Source organism: Hyphomicrobium sp. CS1GBMeth3 (genome assembly GCF_900117455.1).
Taxonomy (GTDB): domain Bacteria; phylum Pseudomonadota; class Alphaproteobacteria; order Rhizobiales; family Hyphomicrobiaceae; genus Hyphomicrobium_C.
In genome coordinates this window covers 2,127,304-2,150,208 of sequence record NZ_FPHO01000003.1, presented here as the reverse complement: position 1 = coordinate 2,150,208, position 22,905 = coordinate 2,127,304, and the positions used below count along the sequence as shown (strand labels likewise).

The 22,905-nt window shown below is 61.4% G+C and carries 25 protein-coding genes and 1 tRNA gene; 14 read left to right on the top strand and 12 right to left on the bottom strand.

All coding sequences use genetic code 11. The annotated features are described in order from the left end of the window. Positions 1-11 precede the first annotated feature (11 nt). Positions 12-377, top strand: a complete 366-nt coding sequence (locus tag CS1GBM3_RS17500; RefSeq protein WP_072396857.1) for a PRC-barrel domain-containing protein — start codon at positions 12-14, stop codon at positions 375-377. Positions 378-516: 139 nt separating this feature from the next. Next, complete coding sequence (locus tag CS1GBM3_RS17495; protein ID WP_072396855.1) at positions 517-1,566, top strand: AI-2E family transporter; 1,050 nt, start codon at positions 517-519, stop codon at positions 1,564-1,566. A gap of 5 nt (positions 1,567-1,571) precedes the next feature. Here the strand turns inward: CS1GBM3_RS17495 and CS1GBM3_RS17490 are convergent, their stop codons facing one another. After that, on the bottom strand, positions 1,572-2,084 hold the full coding sequence (locus tag CS1GBM3_RS17490) for an inorganic diphosphatase (protein WP_072396853.1): 513 nt from the start codon (positions 2,082-2,084) through the stop codon (positions 1,572-1,574). A 91-nt stretch (positions 2,085-2,175) separates the two neighbouring features. Between CS1GBM3_RS17490 and CS1GBM3_RS17485 the strand changes: the two genes are divergently transcribed. Next, a complete protein-coding gene (locus CS1GBM3_RS17485) occupies positions 2,176-2,388 on the top strand; it encodes a hypothetical protein (RefSeq protein WP_072396851.1) in 213 nt (70 codons plus the stop codon). Positions 2,389-2,402: 14 nt separating this feature from the next. On the opposite strand, the gene CS1GBM3_RS17480 is transcribed toward CS1GBM3_RS17485, so the two are convergent. The 3 genes from CS1GBM3_RS17480 to CS1GBM3_RS17470 form a co-directional block, all read right to left on the bottom strand. Beyond that, positions 2,403-4,319 (bottom strand): acyltransferase family protein, encoded by a 1,917-nt coding sequence (locus tag CS1GBM3_RS17480; protein WP_072396849.1) that lies wholly within the window; start codon positions 4,317-4,319, stop codon positions 2,403-2,405. Positions 4,320-4,573: 254 nt separating this feature from the next. After that, positions 4,574-4,954 carry a hypothetical protein gene (locus CS1GBM3_RS17475; protein WP_139247960.1) on the bottom strand — a complete coding sequence of 127 codons (381 nt, stop codon included), beginning with the start codon at positions 4,952-4,954 and terminating at the stop codon, positions 4,574-4,576. Between the two features lie 53 nt (positions 4,955-5,007). Beyond that, positions 5,008-6,582: a GMC oxidoreductase gene (locus CS1GBM3_RS17470; protein WP_072396845.1), complete on the bottom strand. Its 1,575-nt coding sequence runs from the start codon at positions 6,580-6,582 to the stop codon at positions 5,008-5,010. Positions 6,583-6,687: 105 nt separating this feature from the next. On the opposite strand from CS1GBM3_RS17470, the gene CS1GBM3_RS17465 reads away from it, so the two are divergent. Then, positions 6,688-7,131 carry a YbhB/YbcL family Raf kinase inhibitor-like protein gene (locus tag CS1GBM3_RS17465; RefSeq protein WP_072396843.1) on the top strand — a complete coding sequence of 148 codons (444 nt, stop codon included), beginning with the start codon at positions 6,688-6,690 and terminating at the stop codon, positions 7,129-7,131. 125 nt (positions 7,132-7,256) lie between these two features. Here CS1GBM3_RS17465 and CS1GBM3_RS17460 read toward each other — a convergent pair whose 3' ends face one another. Together CS1GBM3_RS17460 and CS1GBM3_RS17455 are read right to left on the bottom strand one after the other, a co-directional pair. Next, complete coding sequence (locus CS1GBM3_RS17460; RefSeq protein ID WP_072396841.1) at positions 7,257-8,162, bottom strand: metalloregulator ArsR/SmtB family transcription factor; 906 nt, start codon at positions 8,160-8,162, stop codon at positions 7,257-7,259. 19 nt (positions 8,163-8,181) lie between these two features. Then, entirely contained in the window at positions 8,182-8,697 is a 516-nt protein-coding gene (locus CS1GBM3_RS17455; RefSeq protein WP_072396839.1) for an arsenate reductase ArsC, read from the bottom strand. A gap of 171 nt (positions 8,698-8,868) precedes the next feature. On the opposite strand from CS1GBM3_RS17455, the gene CS1GBM3_RS17450 reads away from it, so the two are divergent. From CS1GBM3_RS17450 to nhaA, 5 genes are all read left to right on the top strand, one after another. Next, positions 8,869-9,222 (top strand): ArsR/SmtB family transcription factor, encoded by a 354-nt coding sequence (locus CS1GBM3_RS17450; RefSeq protein ID WP_072396837.1) that lies wholly within the window; start codon positions 8,869-8,871, stop codon positions 9,220-9,222. A 35-nt stretch (positions 9,223-9,257) separates the two neighbouring features. Next, positions 9,258-10,322 carry an ACR3 family arsenite efflux transporter gene (gene arsB / locus CS1GBM3_RS17445; RefSeq protein ID WP_072397638.1) on the top strand — a complete coding sequence of 355 codons (1,065 nt, stop codon included), beginning with the start codon at positions 9,258-9,260 and terminating at the stop codon, positions 10,320-10,322. Further along, on the top strand, positions 10,319-10,735 hold the full coding sequence (gene arsC, locus CS1GBM3_RS17440) for an arsenate reductase (glutaredoxin) (RefSeq protein ID WP_072396835.1): 417 nt from the start codon (positions 10,319-10,321) through the stop codon (positions 10,733-10,735). The genes arsB and arsC overlap by 4 nt, the downstream gene beginning before the upstream one ends. 4 nt (positions 10,736-10,739) lie before the next feature. Further along, complete coding sequence (gene arsH / locus CS1GBM3_RS17435) at positions 10,740-11,474, top strand: arsenical resistance protein ArsH (protein ID WP_072396833.1); 735 nt, start codon at positions 10,740-10,742, stop codon at positions 11,472-11,474. A 427-nt stretch (positions 11,475-11,901) separates the two neighbouring features. Further along, positions 11,902-13,266: a Na+/H+ antiporter NhaA gene (gene nhaA / locus CS1GBM3_RS17430; protein WP_072396831.1), complete on the top strand. Its 1,365-nt coding sequence runs from the start codon at positions 11,902-11,904 to the stop codon at positions 13,264-13,266. A gap of 127 nt (positions 13,267-13,393) precedes the next feature. Here nhaA and CS1GBM3_RS20275 read toward each other — a convergent pair whose 3' ends face one another. From CS1GBM3_RS20275 to CS1GBM3_RS17415, 4 genes are all read right to left on the bottom strand, one after another. Continuing rightward, the gene (locus tag CS1GBM3_RS20275; RefSeq protein ID WP_280173506.1) at positions 13,394-13,516 is read right to left on the bottom strand and encodes a site-specific integrase; all 123 of its coding nucleotides are present in this window, start codon (positions 13,514-13,516) and stop codon (positions 13,394-13,396) included. Positions 13,517-13,540: 24 nt separating this feature from the next. Next, positions 13,541-13,963: a hypothetical protein gene (locus CS1GBM3_RS17425; protein WP_072396829.1), complete on the bottom strand. Its 423-nt coding sequence runs from the start codon at positions 13,961-13,963 to the stop codon at positions 13,541-13,543. A gap of 88 nt (positions 13,964-14,051) precedes the next feature. Continuing rightward, complete coding sequence (locus tag CS1GBM3_RS17420) at positions 14,052-14,510, bottom strand: cysteine rich repeat-containing protein (RefSeq protein ID WP_072396827.1); 459 nt, start codon at positions 14,508-14,510, stop codon at positions 14,052-14,054. Between the two features lie 394 nt (positions 14,511-14,904). Further along, entirely contained in the window at positions 14,905-15,246 is a 342-nt protein-coding gene (locus CS1GBM3_RS17415; RefSeq protein ID WP_083567723.1) for a hypothetical protein, read from the bottom strand. A gap of 170 nt (positions 15,247-15,416) precedes the next feature. Between CS1GBM3_RS17415 and CS1GBM3_RS17410 the strand changes: the two genes are divergently transcribed. From CS1GBM3_RS17410 to CS1GBM3_RS17390, 5 genes are all read left to right on the top strand, one after another. Further along, the gene (locus tag CS1GBM3_RS17410) at positions 15,417-16,139 is read left to right on the top strand and encodes a response regulator (RefSeq protein WP_072396825.1); all 723 of its coding nucleotides are present in this window, start codon (positions 15,417-15,419) and stop codon (positions 16,137-16,139) included. Next, positions 16,136-17,533 (top strand): sensor histidine kinase, encoded by a 1,398-nt coding sequence (locus CS1GBM3_RS17405; RefSeq protein ID WP_072396823.1) that lies wholly within the window; start codon positions 16,136-16,138, stop codon positions 17,531-17,533. Before CS1GBM3_RS17410 ends, CS1GBM3_RS17405 begins: the two co-directional genes overlap by 4 nt. A 515-nt stretch (positions 17,534-18,048) precedes the next feature. Next, entirely contained in the window at positions 18,049-18,522 is a 474-nt protein-coding gene (locus CS1GBM3_RS17400; RefSeq protein WP_072396821.1) for an aminoacyl-tRNA deacylase, read from the top strand. Between the two features lie 59 nt (positions 18,523-18,581). Next, entirely contained in the window at positions 18,582-19,466 is an 885-nt protein-coding gene (locus CS1GBM3_RS17395) for a cytidylate kinase family protein (protein WP_072396819.1), read from the top strand. Further along, complete coding sequence (locus CS1GBM3_RS17390; protein ID WP_072396817.1) at positions 19,463-19,897, top strand: CBS domain-containing protein; 435 nt, start codon at positions 19,463-19,465, stop codon at positions 19,895-19,897. The genes CS1GBM3_RS17395 and CS1GBM3_RS17390 overlap by 4 nt, the downstream gene beginning before the upstream one ends. A 495-nt stretch (positions 19,898-20,392) precedes the next feature. Here CS1GBM3_RS17390 and CS1GBM3_RS17385 read toward each other — a convergent pair. Together CS1GBM3_RS17385 and CS1GBM3_RS17380 are read right to left on the bottom strand one after the other, a co-directional pair. Further along, positions 20,393-20,467, bottom strand: a tRNA-Gly gene (locus tag CS1GBM3_RS17385). Positions 20,468-20,638: 171 nt separating this feature from the next. Continuing rightward, on the bottom strand, positions 20,639-22,753 hold the full coding sequence (locus CS1GBM3_RS17380) for a TonB-dependent receptor domain-containing protein (RefSeq protein WP_083567721.1): 2,115 nt from the start codon (positions 22,751-22,753) through the stop codon (positions 20,639-20,641). Positions 22,754-22,905 lie beyond the last annotated feature (152 nt).

The window sequence follows — 22,905 nt, the reverse complement described above, 5'->3', positions numbered from 1 at the left end:
TGGAGGAAACAATGGCACGCGCAACAGCCCATCCCGATCACCGGCTGATCTCGAGCGAAGACGTGCACGGCACCGATGTTATCGGTGCCAATGAAGAGGTTATCGGTGAGATCGACCACCTTCTGATCGACAAGGCCAGCGGCCGCGTCGCCTACGCAGTGATGAGCTTCGGCGGCATCCTTGGCCTCGCCCATAGCCACTATCCGATCCCGTGGGGCGCGCTGAAATACGATAAGAGCGTTGCGGGATTCAGAACCGGCATCACCGAGAGTCAACTGCGCAACGCGCCGGAATTCAGCGACGATTCCTGGAGCGATCGCGGTTGGGAAACGCAGACTCATCAGCACTATGGCGCACCGACGTACTGGGGCTCATAGTTGTTCTCCCAGCGTGAATGCCACCAATCCCCGCGCCGCCCGGGCGCGAATTGGACCTTAGACCGGGCTTGCGCCGCCGGACGCGGCGCAAGCTTTTTTCTGCCGTGCATCTTCCGTAGCGCCGCGTGAGGCTGATGTCGTGTCCGAATGGATTTTCGTCCGTCGCGTCCTGATCGTCTTTGCTCTTGGTGCGCTTGCGCTCGCGCTCTGGACCCTTTCGGACCTTCTGCTTCTCGTCTTCGCCGCGATCCTCTCAGCCGTGGCATTGCGCGCGCTGATGGCGCCGCTTGTGCAAGCGACCGGTATGCGCGAGCCGTTGGCGCTGTTCGTGGTCGTGCTGCTCATCGTGGCGTTTATCGCGACGATAGTGCTGCAGTTCGGCTCTCGTCTCGCTGAGCAAACCGCGTACGTTCTCCAGAATGCGCCAGCGGCGCTGCAGTCGATCCTGCAGGCGCTCAATCTCGAGGACATCTCGAAGGATCTCGGCGGCACGGCGCTTGGTGAGATCGCCTCGCGCATGGTGTCGATCGGATCGAGCATTGTCGAAGGAGCGGCGGCTTTCGTACTAATCGTTGTGGGCGGAATCTATCTGGCGGCTGCGCCTCAGTCGTACCGTCGCGGCCTGATCTCCGTGTTTCCGGAGCGGTGGCGCGGCTCCATTACCTCGACCGTCGACGACAGCGCGTTTGCGCTTGGGCGCTGGCTCTATGCGCAGTTGATTGCGATGGTGATCGTCGGCGCCTTGACAGGAATCGGCATGTGGATGGTCGGCGTTCCCTCGCCCTTGGCGCTCGGATTGATCGCGGGCCTGACGGAGTTCATTCCGATCCTCGGCCCCATCGTTGGTGCTATTCCGGCGCTTCTGCTCGCATCCGGCCAGGGTTTCGATGTGATGCTCGCGGCGCTGGCGGTGGCGATCGTCGTGCAGCAGCTCGAGAACAACGTCATCATGCCGTTTGTGGTCGGCCGTGTTGTGGAGCTGCCGGCCGCGGTCGGGCTCTTCGCGACGGTTGCCATGGGCGTTCTGTTCGGACCGCTGGGCCTGCTTCTCGGCTATCCGCTCGCGATCGTTGCAGATGTTGCGATCCGCCGGCTCTACGTGCGCGAAGCGCTCGGCAAGAGCGTAGATATCCCCGCCGAGCGCGAACGCCATGCCGAGGCGAGCAAGAACAAAACCGTCGAAGTGTGAGGCTTTCAGCGCGTGGATTTGCGTAGGTAGCTCTCGGCCGCTTCGGCGCCATGCCATCCAAGAATGCGCGCATCCTTGTCCGTGAAAAGGGTGGCGTTCAAGAAGAAGCGCTCCAGCTCCGACTTCGCGCGATCGCTGAGCTCGCTTTCCACGTTGAGCGATTGGGTGCCCTGCCAGTCCGGCGCCAGGATGAGCCGCGGGTTCGCAACACGCCCGCGGGAACTCATTTGATCGACGGAAACCAGCGCCAGGCAGCGGCACGGCAGGACCACGCCAGGATAGGTGGCCTCGCGGTGGAGGCACAGCGCATCGACGGCGTCGCCATCCTCACTCAGGGTTCCGGGGATGAACCCCCAATCGAATGGGTACGCGATGCCGGCGGCCAGGTTGCGGGATATCGTAAACACGCCCTTCGCCTCGTCGTACTTGAACTTGATGGTGGATCCGCGCGGGGTTTCGACCACCATCTGGACGCGGCCCTTGTCGTCAAAAGGCTCGAGCTCGGAAACGGGCGGCATAGATACTCCCCGGATCGTGAGATTTAGCACTCTTATCAAGGAACACGGCCGAGCGTACCGGCGTTCTTATACTCCAAAATGGAGGCGTGCCATGGTTCGGCTCCCGAAAAACGGCGGTGCGTATATTAGAAGGCGCCGCACCTCTCACTCGCATTTGCCAAACGACGGTGAAAGCTGGGCGTACACGGCCCTGCTCGTCGTTGCCGCCATTGTCATCATGGTGTTCCTGCTCAAAGGCCCTCACCTGATGGTCGGCTCCGGGTTGCCACCGTCGGCGCCGGGCGTTGGCGATAGCGTTCGTTGATCCTGGCGGCCGGTCTAGTCGCGCGATGAGCTCACCTTCAGAATCGCCGCAAAGTCATCCGTGAAGCGCGTCGCGAAGCTGCTCGTCAGATGGTGCTTGTCGAAAAACGTCACCGAGCGCCCGACGACAGCTTTGCACACGCCGCCCTCGCAGATCCTTTCGTTCAAATCCAAAACGCGCACGTTGGGTTGCAGATCGGCGGCGGGCGTGGCGGGGAACGATTGCTTGCGCTGCGGGACAGGCCACAGACATCTGAGCGCGTCGCTCGTGCGCTTCAGGCAAGCGGCAGGCGTTTCGGGCAGATACGGCGTATCGCGCATCAGCACCACCTCTGACGCGGCCGCCGCCAGCCTAGCTATGACTCGCGCCTCGCCATCGACTGGGAGTTTGCTGCTCATGCTGCCGACGACGACGAGCTCCGGCTTCAGGCTTTCGATTTCGGCCAGCACCGCGTCGCGCCATTCCTGGCACGCGGGATAAGGATTGCCATTGGTCAGACGCTGCGGCACGTCCGAAGGCTTGCATGCTGCCTTCACGCGCACGAGCAGCCGCCACCCTTCGCGCTCGGCCGCGGCATTGACCGGCGTGAACCAGTTGGCTGCATGTGAATCGCCGAACAGCACCACCGTCTTGGACGATACCCGATCGCCGAACGCACAGTCGCCATAAGCCGTATCGGTTATGCGCAACAGGCAGCGGTCGCCGTAGATTGCGGGCCGATCCTGCTTGATCGCGTCGGCGCTGATGAACGTGCCGTCGCCGAGCGGAACCTGGTCGGGGCCAAAATACCGGACGAGCAACGCGCACGAGACGGTGAGCGCAACGAGGGCGGCACCGAGGGCCAGCGTTCGTTCAGGCGAGGCAGCGAGCCACCTGTTTCTTCGGATGGGGTTCTCATAGAGATGGTACGTCGCGGCGGCGAGGCCGACGGACACTGCCATCATGGCCAACAGCTCCGGCAACGCGCGTCCGAAGAGGAGCGCGCCGAATACCAACACCGGCCAGTGCCACAGATAGAGCGAGAAAGAGATGCGGCCCAGATACCGCAGGACCGGACCCGACAGAATCGCCGATGAGACCAGCCTGCGATCGGCACCGACATGGATGGCAAAGGCCGCCGCGAGCGTGGGGATCAGGGCCCACGCGCCCGGATATCCCTCGCGATCCAAGGCAAAGAATGATGCAAGGAGAAGCGCCAGCGCCGCAATGCCGGCGATGTGACTTGCGGCGCCCAAAGACCCGATCCGCCTCAGATCCAGCATCGCGACGCCTCCGCCGACCAGCAGCTGCCAGATGCGCGCATGCGTTCCGAAGAACGCCATGACCGGGTCGTTGACCGACAGATAGAGGCACGTCGCGAGCGAGCCGAGCAGCAGCGCCACCGTCAGCATCCCAAGCGTCGCCGCAGAAGTACGTCCTCGAAAGGCGAGCGCAGCCGCGACGAGCAATGGCCATGCCGCGTAAAACTGCTCCTCGACGCCGAGAGACCAGTAATGCAGCACCGGGTCGTACTCATCGTCCGCTGCGAGGTACTCGGCTCGGTCCGCGGCGCGTTGCAGGTTGAAGACGAAGAGCGAGGCGGCCAGCAAACTGCGGCCGATATCTCGCGCGTCGGCGTCCGGGATCATCCAGGCTCCGACCGTTATCGCGACGATCACCAGCGAGGCGACGGGAAGAATGCGGCGGATGCGCCGACACCAGAACGCGAGGAGGTTGACGCGGCCTTGCTTCGCCGCCTCCTCGAGCATAAGCCGCGTGATCAGGAAACCCGACAGGACGAAGAAGACGTCGACACCGACAAAGCCGCCCGGCACGGCGTCGGGAAAAGCGTGAAAAAGTACAACGGCGGCAACGCAGACTCCGCGCAAGCCCTCAAGATCTTCGCGGAAGCCGCGGGTCGTTCCCTGGAGCGCCCCCGTCTGGATATTCATACGCCACGACCGCTAAAAGGTGCCTACCCCAGCTAGCGGCACATGTGCCCCGCCGGTCCTCCCCCCCTTGGGATGGGATCATCAAATGGAGCTGAGAATCGGGCGTGCTGCAACCGTGCAGTTATTTATTCAAAGCGAACTGAGTGTGCAGCGCGTGTTTGCCAATCTGGAGGGGATCTCCGCATTCCTAAGCAATATTAGGAGTGTTGCCGTTTCCTCGCTTCTCCCAAACGGGAGGCGAGACGCGCTCCGGTTCAGCTTTGAACTACGCTCCATGCGTAAAGGGCGCTTACATCTGCTTCGGTCTGGGCCACGACCCATCTGGCGATGGTGGTCTGGCGGCCGCAGGCAAGATCCGTCTCTATCATGTGCTTGAGCGCCTGCTCGAGCTGCGGCTGCGTAGCACGCATGCTGTCGACGCCGAGGGCCGCGAACCGCCGGGCAAGCCTAACCTCGGTTTCGTCGGCCGCGAACGCGGTTGCCTGCTCCGCAAGATACGTTCGACCGATAGCCGTGACGCTCGGCAGCGGTCCGAGCGCCCGCGCGATCCGCTCGATGGGCCCCGGTTCAGAAATACCTATTTGTGCCGTTGCAGGCCCCAGCCACGACAATGGTGCAAAACAAGCGCCGAGCATCGCAAGAACGTGTCGGCGGCTAAGGCTTACAAATCGAGAGGTGCGCTCCGCGGTCATAGCACCTCACTCTCGATATGATCGGCCAGTCGTAGCGCCAGTGCGACGATCGTGAGGGTTGGGTTCACCCACCCACTGGTCGCGAAAACCGAACCGCCCGCCACATACAGATTCCTGATGCCGTGAACCCGGCAATTGCGGTCGACGACACCCGTCTTTGGATCGTCCGACATTCTTGTCGTTCCCATATGATGCCAATGCCCGACCACCTGGATCGAGTGCTCACTTTCGGGTTCGAGTAAGAGCTGTGCGGCTGCCAGATTCGTGCGACGGAGCTCCGCTCCGAGTTCCTCTATTCCCCGGCGTACATCGGCCACATCCTCGGGGCGAATGCGCCAATCGAGCACGATCCTTTGCTGGCCCAGGGCGTCTCTTTCGTCGGTCAGCATGACCCGGCTCTGCCATATCGGGGTCTGTTCAGCGATGACGTGAACCATAAGAGGTCGCGGAGGATGCGGTATGCGTTTGGCCACGCGCTCCCCGCCGGGCAAAGCTTCTAAAACGGCGCGCATCCCTTCGCGGCGCTGTTCCATCAGAGTGAGCAGGTGATGAGGAAGGTCCGACGGCGCTTGGCCTCGCCGGAGGCTTTCAAGCACCGTTTGCACTGTGGCCCTCGAGACGGCGGGCTCAAACTCCTCGCCCTCAAACCCCATCGCGATGCCGCCCCGTTGGCGCAGGCGGTGCTGAGAAAGGGCTAAGCTGCGGAAGTTGCGCTCATCATCCCCGGCCACAAGCGGCAACGTGCTGCCGAGCGCCGTTGGGACGATACGCAATGCGTTCGGATAGCCTGGATGCTCCATGAAGAAGCGCCCGACGAGATCGGCGTCATTGCCAAGTCCGCGGGGCGTCTTGCTGCGACTGTTCAGTAGCACGCGTGCATTTTCTATGGCGCCGCATGCAAGAACGTAAACGGCTGCCGAAACGAAGAAGCGCTTTCCACTCAATGTCGCAACGGCTGCAGTGGTTATCCTGCCCGCCTCGTCAGGTATGATCTCGATGACGTTGGCCCACAGGAAGCAGCGAATATCCTCCGTTTTCTCGATGTCTGTCCGGTATCTAGTGCCAAACCGCGTCGGTGGGCTTCTTTGGAATAACACCGTGCTTAGTAGCGTCTCATCTAATGCGGCGAGTGCCGGGCTCGGTGCAACAGGCCAAGTCTCTCTTTCATCGAGCTGCACCTGGTCGAGTTCGCACACGGCCTGCGCGGGCGTATAGAATGGTTTCAGATCTTCGAGGCTTATGGGCCAGCCGCTATTTGGAACACCGCTGCGCACCTCGAAGTCGGTCGGTTGCATTGCTGCGCAGAAGCCAGCCCAGTGATTTGTCGTTCCGCCGAAGTATCGGAGGCGCGAGGTGCCGACATCGTGATACTGGCGTCCAACGTTTCGCGCACTATTGAGGGATTGCGTATCGGCATCAAATTCGAGTCCGCCCGACTCTAGCAGGCAGATCTGCCGCCCGCTGATTGCGAGCCGCCGCGCCAATGCTATTCCGGCAGCACCGGCGCCAATGATACAAATTTCACTTTGGACTAAGCTTCCGTCGTCGATCTGACGTGCGTCAATGAACATTTTGCATTGTCTTTTTATTCTTTTATTTTATCTATTCAGCACATGAGACAAGTCCAATAAAAGAATACTATAGTCGTATAAATGAATATGGTAAAAGCAGTAGGCATGTTTGGCATCAAGGCCTTTCTGGTGCTGGCATTCGGAGCGCTATGCGCGCTCGGTGGCGCAGGTCTGGCGTATCTGTATGCCAATAAGCAGCGCTATGCGCTTGCCCCCTCGGTCACCTCAATGCGGGCCGAGATCGGACTCGAGAAGGCGCACACGTGCTCGAGCCTTTCTCCGCCGATCCGGGTTCAGGGCGTCCCTCCCGATACCGCGCGCATCGCGGTCGAGGTGACAGACCTCAACCTTGCGTACTCTCACGGCGGCGGCGTGGTGGTTCCGCCTCCGGGTGGTGTGATCAGCGAGGGGTCGCTATCTGAATACATGGGACCTTGTCCGGGCGTCGAGGAGCACGCTTACCGGTTCCGGCTCAATGCGCTCAGTGCCACGAACAAAATCATTGGGATCGCCGAAGTCGTGAAGGAGTGCTGCGGGCAGGTCAAATAGGGCCGCTTAGCCTTTTCGTCTCCTAGCGTAGGCGGCGTGGCTCGTGATCATCTCATGGCCGGTTACGCCGAGATTGCTGACATGGCAGCGATGCATCACTTCGTCGACCAAACGTACTGGCGAGGTCACGCCGCTCGCCCTGTAAGGGTCATTTCCGTGGCCCCTTCCATGCGCCCGATCTCAGCGAGACGCACCTTAAGATCTCTGAGGCTCAAATCATCCAGCGGTAGGTTGATGAAGGCGGTAAGCCTGTTCATCAACTGACGATAGGTTTCCTGGAATGCAGCTCGCTTTTCATCGGTAGAGCCAGCGACTGCTACTGGATCGGCGATGCCCCAATGCGTAACGAGCGGATGACCGGGCCAGTGAGGACAGACCTCGCCGGCGGCCCTGTCGCAGACCGTGATGATAAAATCCATCTTGGGCGCGCCAGGTTCGGAGAATTCCATCCACGACTTTGAGCGCAGCCCGGACGTGTCGTAGCCCAAGCTGGCCAGAAGCTCCAATCCGAGACGGTGAGGTTTGCTCTTTGGATTGCTGCCGGCCGAATAGGCGTGGAAGCGACCATGACCCTCCCGATTGAGCACAGCCTCCGCAATGATGGAGCGGGCGGTGTTACCGGTGCAGAGAACCAAAACATTGTAGCGCTTCTTGCTCAGATCCTCTTCAGAGCGCTTGCGCGGGAAACATGACCGTTCGCCCTGTCCAACGGCCGACGCCTTTCCCGGTTGCGGCGCTGCCCGCCCCTGATCCAGAAAGGCCTCGGCGACGGCAAGTTGGACGGGATTAGCCGCGAAGATGATCGATCGGCCTTCGCGCCGAGAACGCACAAGACCCGCGTTCTGGAGCAAAGCCATATGCGTCGACAGCGTATTGTGAGGGACCGCCAGCAGGCGGGAGATATCGCCGGCAGCAAGCCCAAACGGCTGGTAGCGGAGAAGCAGACGATAGGCCTCGAGGCGAGTCTCTTGTGACAGTGCTGCGAAGATAGCGGCAACTTCTGATGCCGAGAGACGGTCAAGCTCGTTCATGTCTGCTAGTCGATCCTCATCATTCTGTCGTAGCCGCTCCCGCGGGGGCGCTCCCGATATCATCCAACCGATTCTGCAACGTCAATCTGTCCAGGCTTGCAATAGGCAGATTGACAAAAATGGAGATGCGCTGATTGAGCATGCGGTACGTATCGGAGAACGAGAACCGCCGCTCCGCGTCGCTGCCAACAGCTGCGGCAGGATCGGGAACGCCCCAATGCGCCGTCATGGGTTGGCCAGGCCAAAGCGGACAGACTTCGTTGGCCGCGTTGTCACAAACGGTAAACACGAAGTCGAGCTCGGGAGCGCCCGGTGCGGAAAACTCCTCCCAGCTCTTCGAGCGATAGCGGCTCGTGTCAAAATTGAGGTTCTTCAAAAGATCCAGCGTGAAGGGATGAACGGAGCCCTTGGGCATCGATCCGGCGCTGTAACCTACGAACTTGCCATTGCCCAACCGATTGATGATCGCCTCCGCGATGATGCTGCGCGCGGAGTTGCCAGTGCAAAGGAAGAGGACATTGAAGGGGCGGGTCATTGGAAACCTCACAATACCGAGATGTTAGGGGTCAGCGAACCACACCAACGACATGTCGTGAGATATAGACATATCTGTTAGGCACTTAGCAGGCATATTTAGATCTGTCCAGAATTATCGACATAATAAGCAGGCTGTTGCACGATTCAATAATCGTTGTATTGTTGCTGTATGGATATTGACACAGCAGCGACCGCATTGGCCGCCCTTGCGCACGAACAGCGATTGAGAATCTTTCGCCTACTCGTCCGGACGGGACCAAACGGCCTCCCTGCGGGAGAGATCGCCGAGCAGGTCGGCGCGACACCGACCGGCGCATCCTTCCACCTTAAAGAGCTCGACAGGGCTGGCTTGATCCATGCGACGCGGCAGGGGCGCTACATTCGCTATGCCGTTCACGTCGAAGGCATGCGGAAGCTCTTGGATTTTTTGACCGAAGATTGTTGCCAGGGACAACCGGAGCTCTGTGGGGCTCCAGTTCGCAAGGCAAAGGCACTGACCGCGACTAGAGGAAGCGCGAAATGATGGCTATCAAAGAGCCCGCTCCAACCCAACCCTCGATGCCGTTCTTCGAGCGCTACCTCACGCTGTGGGTCGTGCTGTGCATGATCGTTGGCATTGCGCTTGGCCATTTTTTGCCCGGCGTATTCCAGGCGATCGGTTCAGCCGAGATTGCCCAGGTCAATCTCCCTGTCGCGGTGTTGATCTGGCTCATGATCATCCCGATGCTGGTCAAGATCGATTTTTCTGCGCTTCACCAAGTGAAGTCCTACTGGCGCGGCATCGGCGTCACGCTATTCATCAACTGGGCGGTGAAACCGTTTACGATGGCCGCACTGGGTTGGCTCTTCATCGGCTATCTATTCCGCCCCTACCTCCCGGCTGATCAGATCGAGTCCTACTTGGCGGGCTTGATTCTTCTGGCCGCCGCGCCGTGCACAGCCATGGTCTTCGTATGGAGCAATCTGACGAGGGGCGAGCCACACTTCACGCTATCGCAAGTTGCCCTGAACGACACCATCATGGTGTTTGCGTTTGCGCCGATTGTCGGGCTCCTACTCGGGCTCTCGGCGATTACCGTGCCGTGGGCAACGCTGATCCTTAGCGTCGTTCTCTATATCGTCATCCCGGTCCTGATGGCGCAGGTGATCCGTAAGGTCATTCTTCCGCGCGGTGGCCAGCAAGCCCTGTCGAAGCTTCTCGGAGTCTTGCAGCCGATCTCCCTCCTGGCGCTTCTGACGACGCTGGTCCTGCTGTTCGGGTTCCAGGGACGGCAAATCATCGAGCAGCCCTTGATCATCGGCCTCCTGGCGGTGCCGATCCTGATTCAGGTCTACTTCAATTCCGGTCTGGCCTATCTGCTCAATCGGGTTGCCGGCGAACAGCATTGCGTGGCCGGCCCGTCTGCGCTGATCGGTGCCAGCAACTTCTTTGAACTCGCCGTGGCGGCGGCTATCAGCCTCTTCGGCATCAACTCCGGTGCGGCACTCGCGACGGTGGTGGGCGTGCTCATCGAGGTCCCGGTCATGCTGTCGGTCGTCTACATCGTGAACGCCTCGAAGGACTGGTACGAAGCCGGGATCAAGAAGGCATCCAACAAGCAGCCCTTGGAGCAAGTACTGTGAGCGCGTCGCCCGAGATTGACATCTATCACAATCCGGCGTGCGGAACGTCGCGCAACACGCTGGCCATGATCCGCAAGAGCGGCGTTGAACCGCACGTAATCGAATACCTAAAAACACCCCCGAGCCGGGCTCAGCTTGTCGAGCTCATCGCGAGGATGGGCATCACAGTACGCGATCTGTTACGGCGCAAAGGAACGCCCTACGATGAGCTTGGTCTGGACGATCCGGCCCTCAGCGATGAGGCACTGATCGACGCTATGATAGCGAACCCGATCCTCATCAACCGTCCAATCGTAGTGACACCACTCGGCGTCAAGCTATGCCGTCCGTCCGAGGTCGTACTCGACATCCTGCCCAATCCTTCGATCGGTGACTTCGCTAAGGAGGACGGGGAATTGGTGCCCGGAAGGTAAGGGAATGAACGAAATCACCGTATCCCCAGTTGACAGCCTGCCCAACCTCGATGCCGGTTCCTTGCGCCTTCCGCGCGCTACGGATGTCGAGGAGAAGACTGCCCTGCCGCACAAGCCGCGGATCCTGTTGCTCTATGGATCACTCCGAGAGAAATCCTACAGCCGCTTTCTGGCCCTAGAGGCCCAGCGCCTCCTCGAGCTGTTCGGTTGCGAAACGCGGATATTCGACCCACACGGACTGCCGTTACCCGATGGCGCGCCTGAGATTGACCCAAAGGTGCGCGAGCTGCGAGAACTCGCCGCTTGGTCCGAAGGTCAAGTTTGGTGCTCACCGGAGCGACATGGAGCCATGTCCGGCATCATGAAGGCTCAAATCGACTGGATTCCGCTCTCGGTGGGCGCTCTCCGTCCGACCCAGGGCAAGACGCTCGCGGTCATGCAGGTCTGTGGAGGCTCGCAGTCGTTCAACGCAGTGAACCAAATGCGCGTCCTTGGACGCTGGATGCGGATGTTTACAATACCGAACCAGTCATCCGTCGCCAAAGCCTTCAACGAGTTCGATGAAGCTGGTCGGATGAAGCCCTCATCGTATTACGACCGCGTTGTGGACGTGATGGAAGAGCTGACCAAATTCACGCTGCTGCTGCGGGGCCGCGCTCCCTATCTCGTGGATCGGTACAGTGAACGCAAAGAAAGCGCTGAGGAGCTGTCGCAGCGGGTCAACCAGCGGTCGATCTAACTGATGGAGCCCAAAAAAGGTGGCCTAGAATCGCCCTGGGGTCTGCCTTACCCGCCCTCGTGCGTGGCATCTGTCGGAGGACCGACCTTCATCGCGTCCGGCATCATCAGGATCTGAGCGCGAGTCGATCGCCGCAAATCTCTCCCCAAGACGGAGGCACGGCCGAGTGCGCGACATCGAAATCGAAGAGCTTGATCGCAAGGCCCGGTTCGCCACTCTTGCCCCCCGCAAACGGAAGTTGTGACGCTTAGCTGACGCCAGGAGGCGGGTGTGCGCCGGACTGACCGGAGCGGCGCGTTGCCACGCATCGTGCCAAAGGTTGATTCGGTCGGGTCGAAGTGCAAAAAAAGACAGACGGGTGCTCACCGCATTTGGCGGTGAGACAGGGAAAGCGATGGTCGGGCCGCCACGCGGATAACGTGTGCCTATGGACCCGAGATTGCCACGTCGCATAGTTCCGCGATCGCAGATTTTAGCTGAGCGGGCCTACCTCACACTCGAGCGCTTTCTGCATATAGAAGCGGCAAGCGGTGTCGTCCTGCTGATTGCGGCAGCCATCGCACTTGTCTGGGCAAACTCCCCTTTTTCTGACAGTTATCATGCCCTTTGGCACCTGCCGCTGTCGATAGGACTTGGTGAGATCGTATTCTCGAAGGCACTTCATTTTTGGATCAACGACGCGTTGATGACGATTTTCTTCCTCGTCGTGGGAATGGAGATCCGTCGAGAGATCCACGAAGGTGCCCTCAGCCGCCTCGACCAAGCGATGCTGCCGATCGCCGCTGCCGCTGGCGGCGTCATTGTGCCAGCTCTGATTTACCTTAGTTTGAACACTGATTCCGTTCGCGCTCAGGGTTGGGCTGTGCCGATCGCGACCGATATCGCCTTTGCCGTGGGCGTCCTTGCTTTATTGGGTCGCTCTATCCCGAGCAACGTCAGGGTTTTTCTTCTGGCGCTCGCGATTATCGATGATGTGATTGCTGTTCTCATCATCGCATTCTTCTATTCGGGCGGCCTCGACTTCAGTGGTTTCCTCGTTGCATCCGTCGGCATCATGATGACCCTCGCTCTGCAGCGGATCGGAGTCGGTTCCGCCTACGCCTACATCGTACCAGGGGCGGTGGTTTGGATTGGCTTGCTCACGACTGGCGCGCATCCAACACTCGCCGGTGTCGTGCTCGGCCTGATGACACCTGTACTGCCCGTGCCTATGCGAGAGACGCCTCTCGAGGCGCTTTCGCGAATCGCGGAGGAGCTGCGAAGTGGTGACGCGGTTGCGGCTAAGGATGTGCACCGCTTGGCACGACCACTTCGCACGCTGCGCTTGGCACGCCGCGAGCTGCTGCCTCCCGTCGTGCGTGTACAGACGGCGCTGCACCCATGGGTAGCTTTCTGCATCATGCCGCTTTTCGCGCTCGCAAATGCTGGCGTCTCGCTTGAAGGTGTCGAACTTTCTGCCGGCGGCGCAAACTACATTATACTCGGCGTCAGTTTAGGTCTTGTGCTCGGCAAACCGATCGGTGTCGTGGCGACGACCTGGTTGATGGTCCGTCTCAAATGGAGCCAGCTTCCGCCGGGTGTGACATGGCTGGGCGTCTGGCTCATTGGTATGCTGGCCGGTATTGGCTTCACCATGTCGATATTCATTGCGATGCTGGCGTTTGAAGGTGAGAGCCTGCTCGGTGCAGCAAAACTTGGCGTGCTGCTTGGCTCGCTGATCGCCGCCGCACTCGGCCTTGCCCTGGGCGCCATTTACATTCGGCAATTGCGCGGCCTCACCCGAGCGCAGTGACCGCTTCCAGGCGACAGACGGGGACTGCGCCGCTCAATCCCAGACTCCCGCCCCGCCGTGGTCGGCGCCCCTTTTTTAGGTGCCGACCAGGTCTGCTCATGGGGTAATGCTGCCGTTAAATATCGATCTACTCAGCGATCGCGATCGCATCGTCCACCTCGATTCCGAGGTAGCGGACAGTGTTCTGGATCTTGGAATGTCCACGCAGGAGCTGGACAGTGGGAAGATTGCCGGTGCGACGGTAGATCATAACCGCCTTCGTGCGACGCAGCGCTCACCGTCCGCCGTCCGGGCCGCGGGGCTCGTCGTCGAACAACGGCTGCTTGTCCAGCAGATTACGGCACGTCGGGCTCACCTTGTCGAGGTTGTCGACTAGGCAGGCAAGACCGCGCCCCCAACCCGGCACGGTGCCGCGGCAGAGCCTGTTGTAGTCCGCCGTGCACGCGCGCAAAGCGCCGGCTGATGACAAGCCGCGCAGCGCGAGCGTCTGAAAGCAGGTCTGGCTGAGACGCTCTGCGTTGGCGTTGAGGCAATCGATGATGCGTCCGCCGCCCGGCAGAACGCCGCGGCAGAACCGCATGTAGTCTTGCGCGCAGGCCTGCCTCATCGGGAGCGCCTGCGCCGTCCGCATCTCCTGAGCCGCGACAGGTGACGCCACGCACAGAATGCCAAGCAGCACAGCAAGGAAGCGAGGCATCGATTTGGTCGGTCTTTCCAAAACGAGGAGGGTTGGTTGAGGCACACTCTAGTGGGTCTGCGGGGACCGGTCGAGCGGCGCCCCCCGGCTACTTCAAGGGACCCTTCAGGGCCTCGATCTCGCTGCCGAACCCTCCCGGCAGAGGCACCGTAGCGGGTTGCGGTAACCAGCCCACATGCAGGACACGCGCGCAGTCCCCGCTGACACGATCCGCATTCGAGCGTAGGCAGGCGGCGATCCTCCCGGCGCCGGGAACGATGGCGCCGCAAAGGCGATACATGTCCGTACGACACGCATCGATGGCGTTGACGACAATGAGTGTGCGTGCGCACGGCGGGCTGAGCTCGACGCGATGATGCATGAGACAGCGCAGCCCGTTTTCGATGGGTGCGTTGGAGCAACGGTACCTATAGTCCCAGTGGCACGCGGCCGCGATGGCCCGCTGACGCGTGAGGCCCATATCCGAGGCGGATGCCGATATCACAAGCGCAACCATGAGCATGGCGGCGAGCGAAAGGGCCAGTGCAAGGTGAAATTTCATCGTCATGGCGGTCTGGCTCCAGGAAGATAGGCGCTCCGCCTAGCCGGCGAGACGGCCAGACGGAGCGTCACGCGAGGGCTACCAGCGGCAGCGACGGACGCCGAACCCGTCGACCCAGCAGCGTCCCGGGAAGGCAGCGCGCGGCACGCATTTGATGGGCCGGCATAGGGCGCCCACATGCCGGTGCCATCCGCGTACGCTTCCCCACTCGCACGACCGATGACAGCCGTGGACTTTGACGATGAGTGATTGGTTCGGTGCAGCTCCGGCGACACCACCACTGGGCATCGCCCCTGTAGGTGCGGCGTATGCGATGCTCGCCATGAGAGCGAGCGCGCCGAGACAAACGAGGCGTTTCATGATGAATCTCCCTACGGCCTTCATTCGATGTCAAAAAAAATCACGGCGCTCGCCTCGCGGAGCGGCTGCGCGTCACCGAGCCACCGTTCGAGCCGGCGATCGTGCGCTGGCCTTCCCAACCGTTCTCGGTGCGCGAGATACTGCCCTCGCGCGTCCAGGTACTGCCCGCCCGGCCCGTGTAGGAACCTTCGCGGCTGCAGGTGCCGCCCTCGCAGTGGCCTGACCGCTGCCAGGCTGCGGTGCGGCCATTGGGCCCCGAGACCCAGCCGCCGCGGCTCCAAGAGCGGCCGCCGGCCTCGGCCGGCGTGGTTAATACAGGAACGGAAAGAAGGAACGCGGCCGAGACCGCGCAAATCGCATGAACTGCTGTGCTCCGCTGCATGGCTGTCTCCCAGCGTGGGTGTCGATCACCCGCGAAGCTAGCCGCCCTCGTTTGCGCGCCGTTGTCCTCGCCGAAACGGCCGATAGCGTTTGTTCTCTGCAATGTAACAGTGCGTAACGGCAGTCCTGACGCCTTGCTTTCGGCCGCTTTGGTTGGCTAGCGTACCGCGCATGTTGGGCGCTTCTGATGCAGTTATTGCCGTCGTCGAGGACGACGAGGAGATCCATCGCCTCGTGCGTGATCTCCTCGTCCGCGAGGGATTTGCCGTTGAGGTTGCCGATAGCGGCGCAGCGCTCGATCAGCTTCTCGCACGCTGCCGTCCCGATCTCGTGATCCTCGATCTCATGCTGCCTGGAGAGGACGGGCTGTCGATCTGCCGCCGGCTTCGCAGCAGCGGCAATCTGCCGATCCTGATGCTCACTGCGAAATCGGATCCGGTGGATCGCATCGTCGGCCTCGAGATGGGCGCCGACGACTATCTCGGCAAACCCTTCAATCCGCGCGAGCTTCTTGCTCGGGTTCGCGCGCTCTTGCGCCGCGCACGCGGCGTTGCCGAGGCGGAGCGCACGCGGCGCTACGGCTTCTCGGGGTTCATTATCGATCTCGATGCGCGCCAGCTCGCGACGGAGGGCGGAAGCCCGATCATGCTCACCTCGGCGGAGTTCGAGCTCCTGGCCTGTTTCGTTCAGCGCCCCCGTCGCGTCCTGTCGCGCGATCAGCTCCTGGACTGGACACGGGGCCGCAACTCCGATCCCTACGATCGCGCCATCGACATGACCATCTCGCGTCTGCGAAAGAAGATTGGCTCGGTTGCGCCCGAGATCGAGTTCATCACGACCGTGCGCAACAACGGGTATCTGTTCGTCCCGCACGTGAAACAGCTCGGGCCATGATCAGGGTAGGCTTCGGCGCGCGCCTCTTTCTCATCGTCGCAACGGCGCTCGTCGCGCTGCAACTGCTGCTCGTTGCCGGCTACTTCCTGCAGCGCAGCCGCGACACGGAAACGGGCTTCCGGCTGCCGTTTCCCGATCAGGCAGCCGCGCTCGTCGAGCTTCTCGAGACGACACCGAGCGACCAGTGGCCGGCATTGCTGCGCGCTGTCAACAGCCCCGACCTGCGGGTCAGGCTCGATGACGGTCCGCCGCAAGGCACGGAGGCGGCATGGTTCGAGGCGCCTGTGGCTGCGCTCATTACACGCAGATACCTTGCGGCGCTTGGCGACAGGCCTGTGCGAGTCACGGTCGAGGCATCCTCGGAGTTATTCGAAGGCCCCATGCGGGCATTGGCGTGGGCGTCTCCCGGCTCGGTCGAGATCCAGGTCGGTCTCAGGTCAGGAAAATCACTCGTAATCGGCACGGGCGGGGTCCTCAGCCTGTCGATGCTCGGATTTCCACCGGGGTTCTGGGCCGGTCTCATCGGATTCGGGATTGCGGCCGTCACCATTGTCATGCTGGGCCGGGAAGCCCGTCCACTGCGCGAGCTGGCCGACGCCGTCGACAGGTTCAACCTGCCGGACACGTCGGAGCCGATTGCGGATGCGCCGCGCAGCGCTCCGGAGATCCGGGCGCTGATATCCGCCTTCAACCGCCTCACCGAGCGCGTGGCCAACCTGCTCAGGACGCGCATGATGATTGTGGGCGGCATCTCGCACGATCTCAGGACCTATGCGGCGCGCCTGCGCCTCAGGGCGGAGCTGATACCGGATGCGGACGAGCGCGCCAAGGCCGTGCGCGATCTCGACGACATGAGCCGCCTGTTGAGCGACTCGCTGACGGCGCTCGAAGCCGACGCGAAGGAGCGCGCGGAGGAGCTCTTCGACGTTGCCCCGCTCCTCGAGCGCGAGGTGGACGATCGGCGCCGCGCGGGCGCGACCGTGTCGCTCAGCGTGTCGCCAGAGGCTGGCGCGGCTCAGGTGCTGGGCGATCCGCTGGCATTCCGGAGGCTTCTTGCCAACGTAACCGACAACGCCGTCGCATACGGCGGGTCGGCCGAGATATCCGCGCATGTTAACGCCGGCACGCTGACCATCTCCGTCGACGATCAGGGTCCCGGCATCTCACCCGAGATGCGTCAACGCGTAATGGAGCCTTTCGTCCGCCTTGAGGCATCCCGCAATCGCCGCACAGGCGGAGCTGGCCTGGGTCTCGCGATCGCACAGAAGGCGGCGCGGCTCAATGGCGGCACGCTCGAGCTTCGCGACGCGCCGCGCTGCGGCTTGCGCGCGCTGATCCGACTGCCTGTATTCGGGACTGCGGCGGTGGGGTTCGGTACAAATGAATCGAGTTGAATGGGCTTTCTGAAGTTCCCGTTGCCTAGGGGAGTTTGATGTTGGGCCGACTAAGCTCCGGACGGATTGTATCCAACCCCTGCTACCCTTTGCAGGCGACTGGCCTCTTCTCGTCAGTCGATCCCAGGCGACGTTGCCTCTCTGTCCCTGCTATTCGAAATCGGCGTGGATAGCTGAAGCGCTGATCGTATCCGCCCCGTCGATCGGCAGGCGGCTTACGATCCTGCTGGGATGGCCCGTCGATCAATCAAAAGGCATATTCTTGCTGCGGCGCGGTAGGAGGCGGTCGTTGCGGCCCGATAGCTTCCCCCTTACATTTCTTATATATTGAAGGCTTCGGTGATGAGCGGCGCGAGTGCGTGCAAGCCTTTCACGCCCTTCCCCCGCGGCGATGATCGGGCGGTGTCTCTGGGCCTCAGCCGGGCACAAGCCTTTCCGGTCTATAATGCCACGGTCCCATGCTCGCTCCGTCGCCCGAGACCCTGCTCTCAGATGACCGGAGGAGGACACGCGCCATGGGCATCTCACTTTCACTCCAGCAGTTTCTCGACAACCGCGGCGTCAACTACGACGTCATGAGCCACGCGCCTACGAAGCATTCTCTCGCGACAGCGCAGGTGTGTCACATCCCCGAGGACAACCTGGCGAAGGGCATCCTGCTCCGGCGCCGCGATGGCTACCTGCTTGCCATTGTGCCCGCGTCTCGCAAGGTCGGCCTCAGCGAGCTCGGCGAGTGGCTCGATCAGCCAATTGGGCTCGCCACCGAGGAGGAGGTCACAAGCGTGTTTGCTGACTGCGAGCCGGGCTCGGTTCCGCCAGTGGCGAGCGCATATGGGCTCCAGGCAGTCATGGACGACAGCCTCGAAGGCTTCGAGCACATTTACTTCGAGGGCGGAGATCACTGCACGCTGGTGCACGTCACGGGGCGCGAGTTCCACCGGCTGATGTCGAGCGTGCCACACGCCCGGTTCAGCGCGCCACTTCACTGACGCACTAGGCCTGGGCGGGCGCTCTCAGCAGAGACGCGCCATTCGAAGGGAGGCTACCGATGGCCGTTATCGCCATGACACGGGAAATGGGGACGCGCGGTGGCGACGTGGCCGCGGGCGTCGCCGAGCGGCTTGGATTGACCGTTATCCACCATGAGCTGGTCGAACACGACATCGCGGAACGTGCTGGCCTTTCGGAAAGCGACGTCCATCGCCTGCTCGAGGGGGAGGCATCGCTGTGGGAGCGGTGGAAACTCGATAGAACGAGCGTCTCGCGCTGCACCGCGCAGGAGATCATCGAACTCGCAGCAAGAGGAAACATCTTGATTCGGGGTTGGGGCGCCACGCACCTCCTCAAGGACATCCCACACGTGATCTGCGTGCGTATCACGGCGCCGATGGTCTTCCGCGAACAAGTGGTGATGAACCGCTTGGGCTTCGTGGACGCGATGCGTGCCCGGCGCGAGATCGAGCGTAGCGATGCGGCGCACAACGGTACGATGCAACAGCTGTTTGGGATCGATCACTGGAGCGAGGCCGAAAACTATGCCTTGGTCCTCAACACAGCGCGGGTGCCGGTCGCTGCGTGCGTCGCACATATCGCCGAACTCGCGGAGGAGGAAGCGTTCTGCGAGACGGAGCTTTCCCGCAGTGCCCTCATTGACCAGCTGATCCTTGCCCGGGCTAGGCAGGCCATGGATCAACGGTTCGGGTCGAAATCGCTCCAGAACGGCTTCGAGGTGAACGTCTGCAATGGGAAGGTTCTGCTTTCCGGCGGCTCGACGGACGAGAAAATGATCGTCGACGCGATCCGTCTGCTACAGGGCGTGAAGGGCGTTACGGGCGTCGAGAGCAAGGTCGCCTATGTCGCCTTCGTCCCGCACGCGGCCACGCAGGACCAATCCATCAGCCGCGCGGCACCCCAAGGACAAGGGCCGACATGATCACCGTTCAGCACGTACTCAACGAGAAAGGGCGCAAGGTGCACCACGTTGCGCCTGGAAGCCGCGTGCTCGATGCGCTGAGATTGATGGCGGAGCAAAATGTCGGTGCGCTCGTCGTCTCAAACGAGGGGCATCTCTCAGGCATCTTCACGGAGCGGGACTATGCCCGCAAGATCGTTCTCATGGGGCGAACGTCGCTCGACACACCGGTCAGCGAGGTCATGTCGAAGCGCGTGATATGCGCGCGGCCGGACCAGACTGTTGAGGAGTGTCTCGCGATCATGACGGCCCGCACCGTGCGCCATCTTCCGGTGCTGGATCGCAAGACAGTTGTCGGAATTGTCTCCATTGGAGATCTGGTCAAGGCCATCATCGCCGACAAAGAGTTCATCATCGAGCAACTCGAACACTTCATCCAGGGCGACCGCTAGGAGTCTTCCCGTTTTCGTCAAATGTGGAAGAATCTAGATTTCTGGTTTGTCGTGCTTCTTGTCGAAAAGTCATGATTGCTTTCTCGGGCTCGATGCCCGAGATGCGCATGCTGGCCCCCGTGGCCGCATTGCCGTTGGCCTCGTGGAGAGTGTAACGACGAATGTCTGCGCTTGAGCGACTTAGGGACATGATCCCGCGGATGCGAACAGCCCCCCGGCCCTGCAAGCCGACGACCGCTTTTCTCGGCTAACGGACGTTCTATCTGAGCTATCGGACCGATTTGCATCCACTGTGGCGAGGTTCGCAGTCTCGACCTCGCGAACGTCGTGGCGGTTTGATTTTCCATGAGTCGCGCCGCAGCCGGAGTGCGAGCAGAGAGTGACATTTCAACAATATTGATCGCCACGGTGCTCAGCTAGAGCAGACCGGAACGTGAACCGAGAGCAAGCCTTGGAACCCGCTTGGAAACCGCAGGACCGACTGGAGCTAAGTCCTGGAGCGGGCGATGGGAATCGAACCCACGACATACAGCTTGGGAAGCTGTCGTTCTACCACTGAACTACGCCCGCGATCTCAAGAAGTGAGGTTTTTTAGCCTATCTCCGGCGCCAGTCAAACAGACAAAATAGCGGGTGACGTGGGCAAGTCCGTCCGGGCGGACTCTTGCGGTTCTGGCTGGTGCCGTAGCCAATCGATGCCCCGGCGATGCTTGCGGAGTAAGCAGTCGCCGGGGACGATCGATCAGAACTTCGCCGTCGTGCTCAGCAGGAACGAGCGACCAGGCTCATAGAGCGGCGTGACTTCGCCGACGAACTCATGTCCGTAGGAGGCGCGGTCCGAGTATGTCTCGTCGAAGATGTTCTTCACGTCGAGGCGGAATGTTAGATCATAGAAGAACTCGGGCTTGTACTCGATGAACGCGTTGTAGATCTGATACGCCTTGTACGAGGGGTATCCTGGTGCCGTGCGGTTGTACTCCGGCGCGAGTTCGATATCGCCGCCGACCGTCACGCCGGTGCCGACAAACGTATGCACGCCCGTGATCGTGATGATCTCACCAGCCGGCGCCGCGAGATAGTTGCCGGTGTAGGAGTCGGCGGGCACTCCGTTGATCGTCACATCGATGTTGGCATACTTCACGCGCAGGAAGCCGTTACCCCAGTCGTAGCCAACGCCCACCTCGAAGCCCTCGCTTTCGAGATCGAATGCTCGCAGCGGATTGCCCCAAAGAGCGACGCGGGCGTTGTCGATCTCCGTGCGAAAGACCGTGCCTTCCACCGTCCAGCCCTGGTACCTGGCGACGAGCCCTGCCGAGTAATTGTCCGCGGTTACGCTTTCCGGCCCATTCCCGTAATCCCAGTCGGGATTGATGATGAAGTTTTCCGCGAGTGGAATTCCGGCCCACACGTGAGAGTAGCCGGCCTTTGCCGTCAGGAAGCTGCCGAGAAGATCCTGCTCGCCGGAGATATTGCCGCTGAGACCGCTGTCGTCGCGGTCTATGCCATCCTGCCCCGTGAACTGCTGATGATCGCTGCGCCCGCCAAACGAAAGGCGGGTTCCGCGCACGGGTTCGATGCGAGCCTGGGCATAGGCGCCGGCGACGAAGCTCTCTTCGTCAGCCTTTTCCAGGTACGTGTCGTGAAGCACCGCGCGGGATTTGTTGAAGTCCGCGCCCGCCACCAGCGTACCGATGCCGAAGGTAAACGTGTTCTCGATCTTGCCGTTGAAGCTGTCGGTCTCGCCGGACGTGATCCATGTGTCCGTGATGGCAGGCGGAGGCCCATTCGTTCCCGAGAAGGACGGAACTGTGACATCGGTCTTGCTATAGGCCAAGACGACCTTGGGGTTCCAAAGGTTCGTTGGCGTAGCGTCGCTATAGTTGAAGACTGTGGTCTGCCTGTTCAGCTCGTAGTCACGAACGCGTGGCTCCCAGAGCCGGGGCGTCACGATGTGGCCCGCGTTGGCGCGATACGGGCGCAGCGCGTCGTCCTTGAAGCGCTCGTGGCTGATCTCAATACGGTCCCCGCTCGGCGCTTCGTAGGCCAACTTACCCAGGCCGCTGAGAAAATCAGTCTCGGTTCCCTCGACGGTCTGTCCGTTGCCGGCCTCGAACTCATCACCATCGCCAAAGCTGAAGTAGCCCAGTACCTCGAAACCTCGCGACATACCGTAACCGGCAAGATTGTTCGTAAATACGTTGCCGTTGGTGTTGAAGGACGACTTTACGAAGCCTCCTACGCCGTCGCGGTCGAGCAGATCGCGGACGTCCTTGGTCTCGTAGGCAATGGAGCCCGCGAGCGCGCCGAAGCCGGCATCTGCGGGCGCCACGCCCGCGTCGACGCGCACCGCCTTGAGCAGACCCGGATCGATCAGATTGGTGCCGTTGTGGTGGAACACCTTGTTATTCTGTGCCGCGCCGTCGACGGTAACGGCGAGATTGGTTTCCTCGATGCCGTTGACGTAAACCTTCTGCGACATCGGGATCGAGCTGCCGACCAGGATGCCGGGCTGGCCCGAGAACACGTCCTTGATGTCGGTGGGATTGAGGCGTTCAAGATCCTGCGACGTGATGTCGGTCGTATTGGTGCCGATGCTCGGCTCGCCCGAGACCGTCACGGGAGCCTGCTTGGTGTCGGGCGCCGCTGCTTCAACCGGCGCACTCTGCGGCGCAGGCTGAGCGGCCTTGGCGGGCACGGCCTTTTTCTTTTTCGCAGGTTGTTTCGCCGTGACTTCGAGCGGCGGGAGCTCTGCGGACTCCTGAGCCACCGCGTCAGACCCATACGTGAGCCCGCATGAAACCGCTGCGCTGATGATGATTGCCGCGGATCGAGATCCGTTGCCGCTGACATGACGCATAAGTCATCCCCCAAAATTCAACAGTGAGATGAAGCCGTCCACAGATGCAGCTGCGGCGGCTTCAACTTCGAAATGCAAGCTGGCTGGCTAGTGACGCTCTGGGCGATGGCTGGCTTGCTGATGCGAGGGCCAGACTTTGATTGCTGACTGTA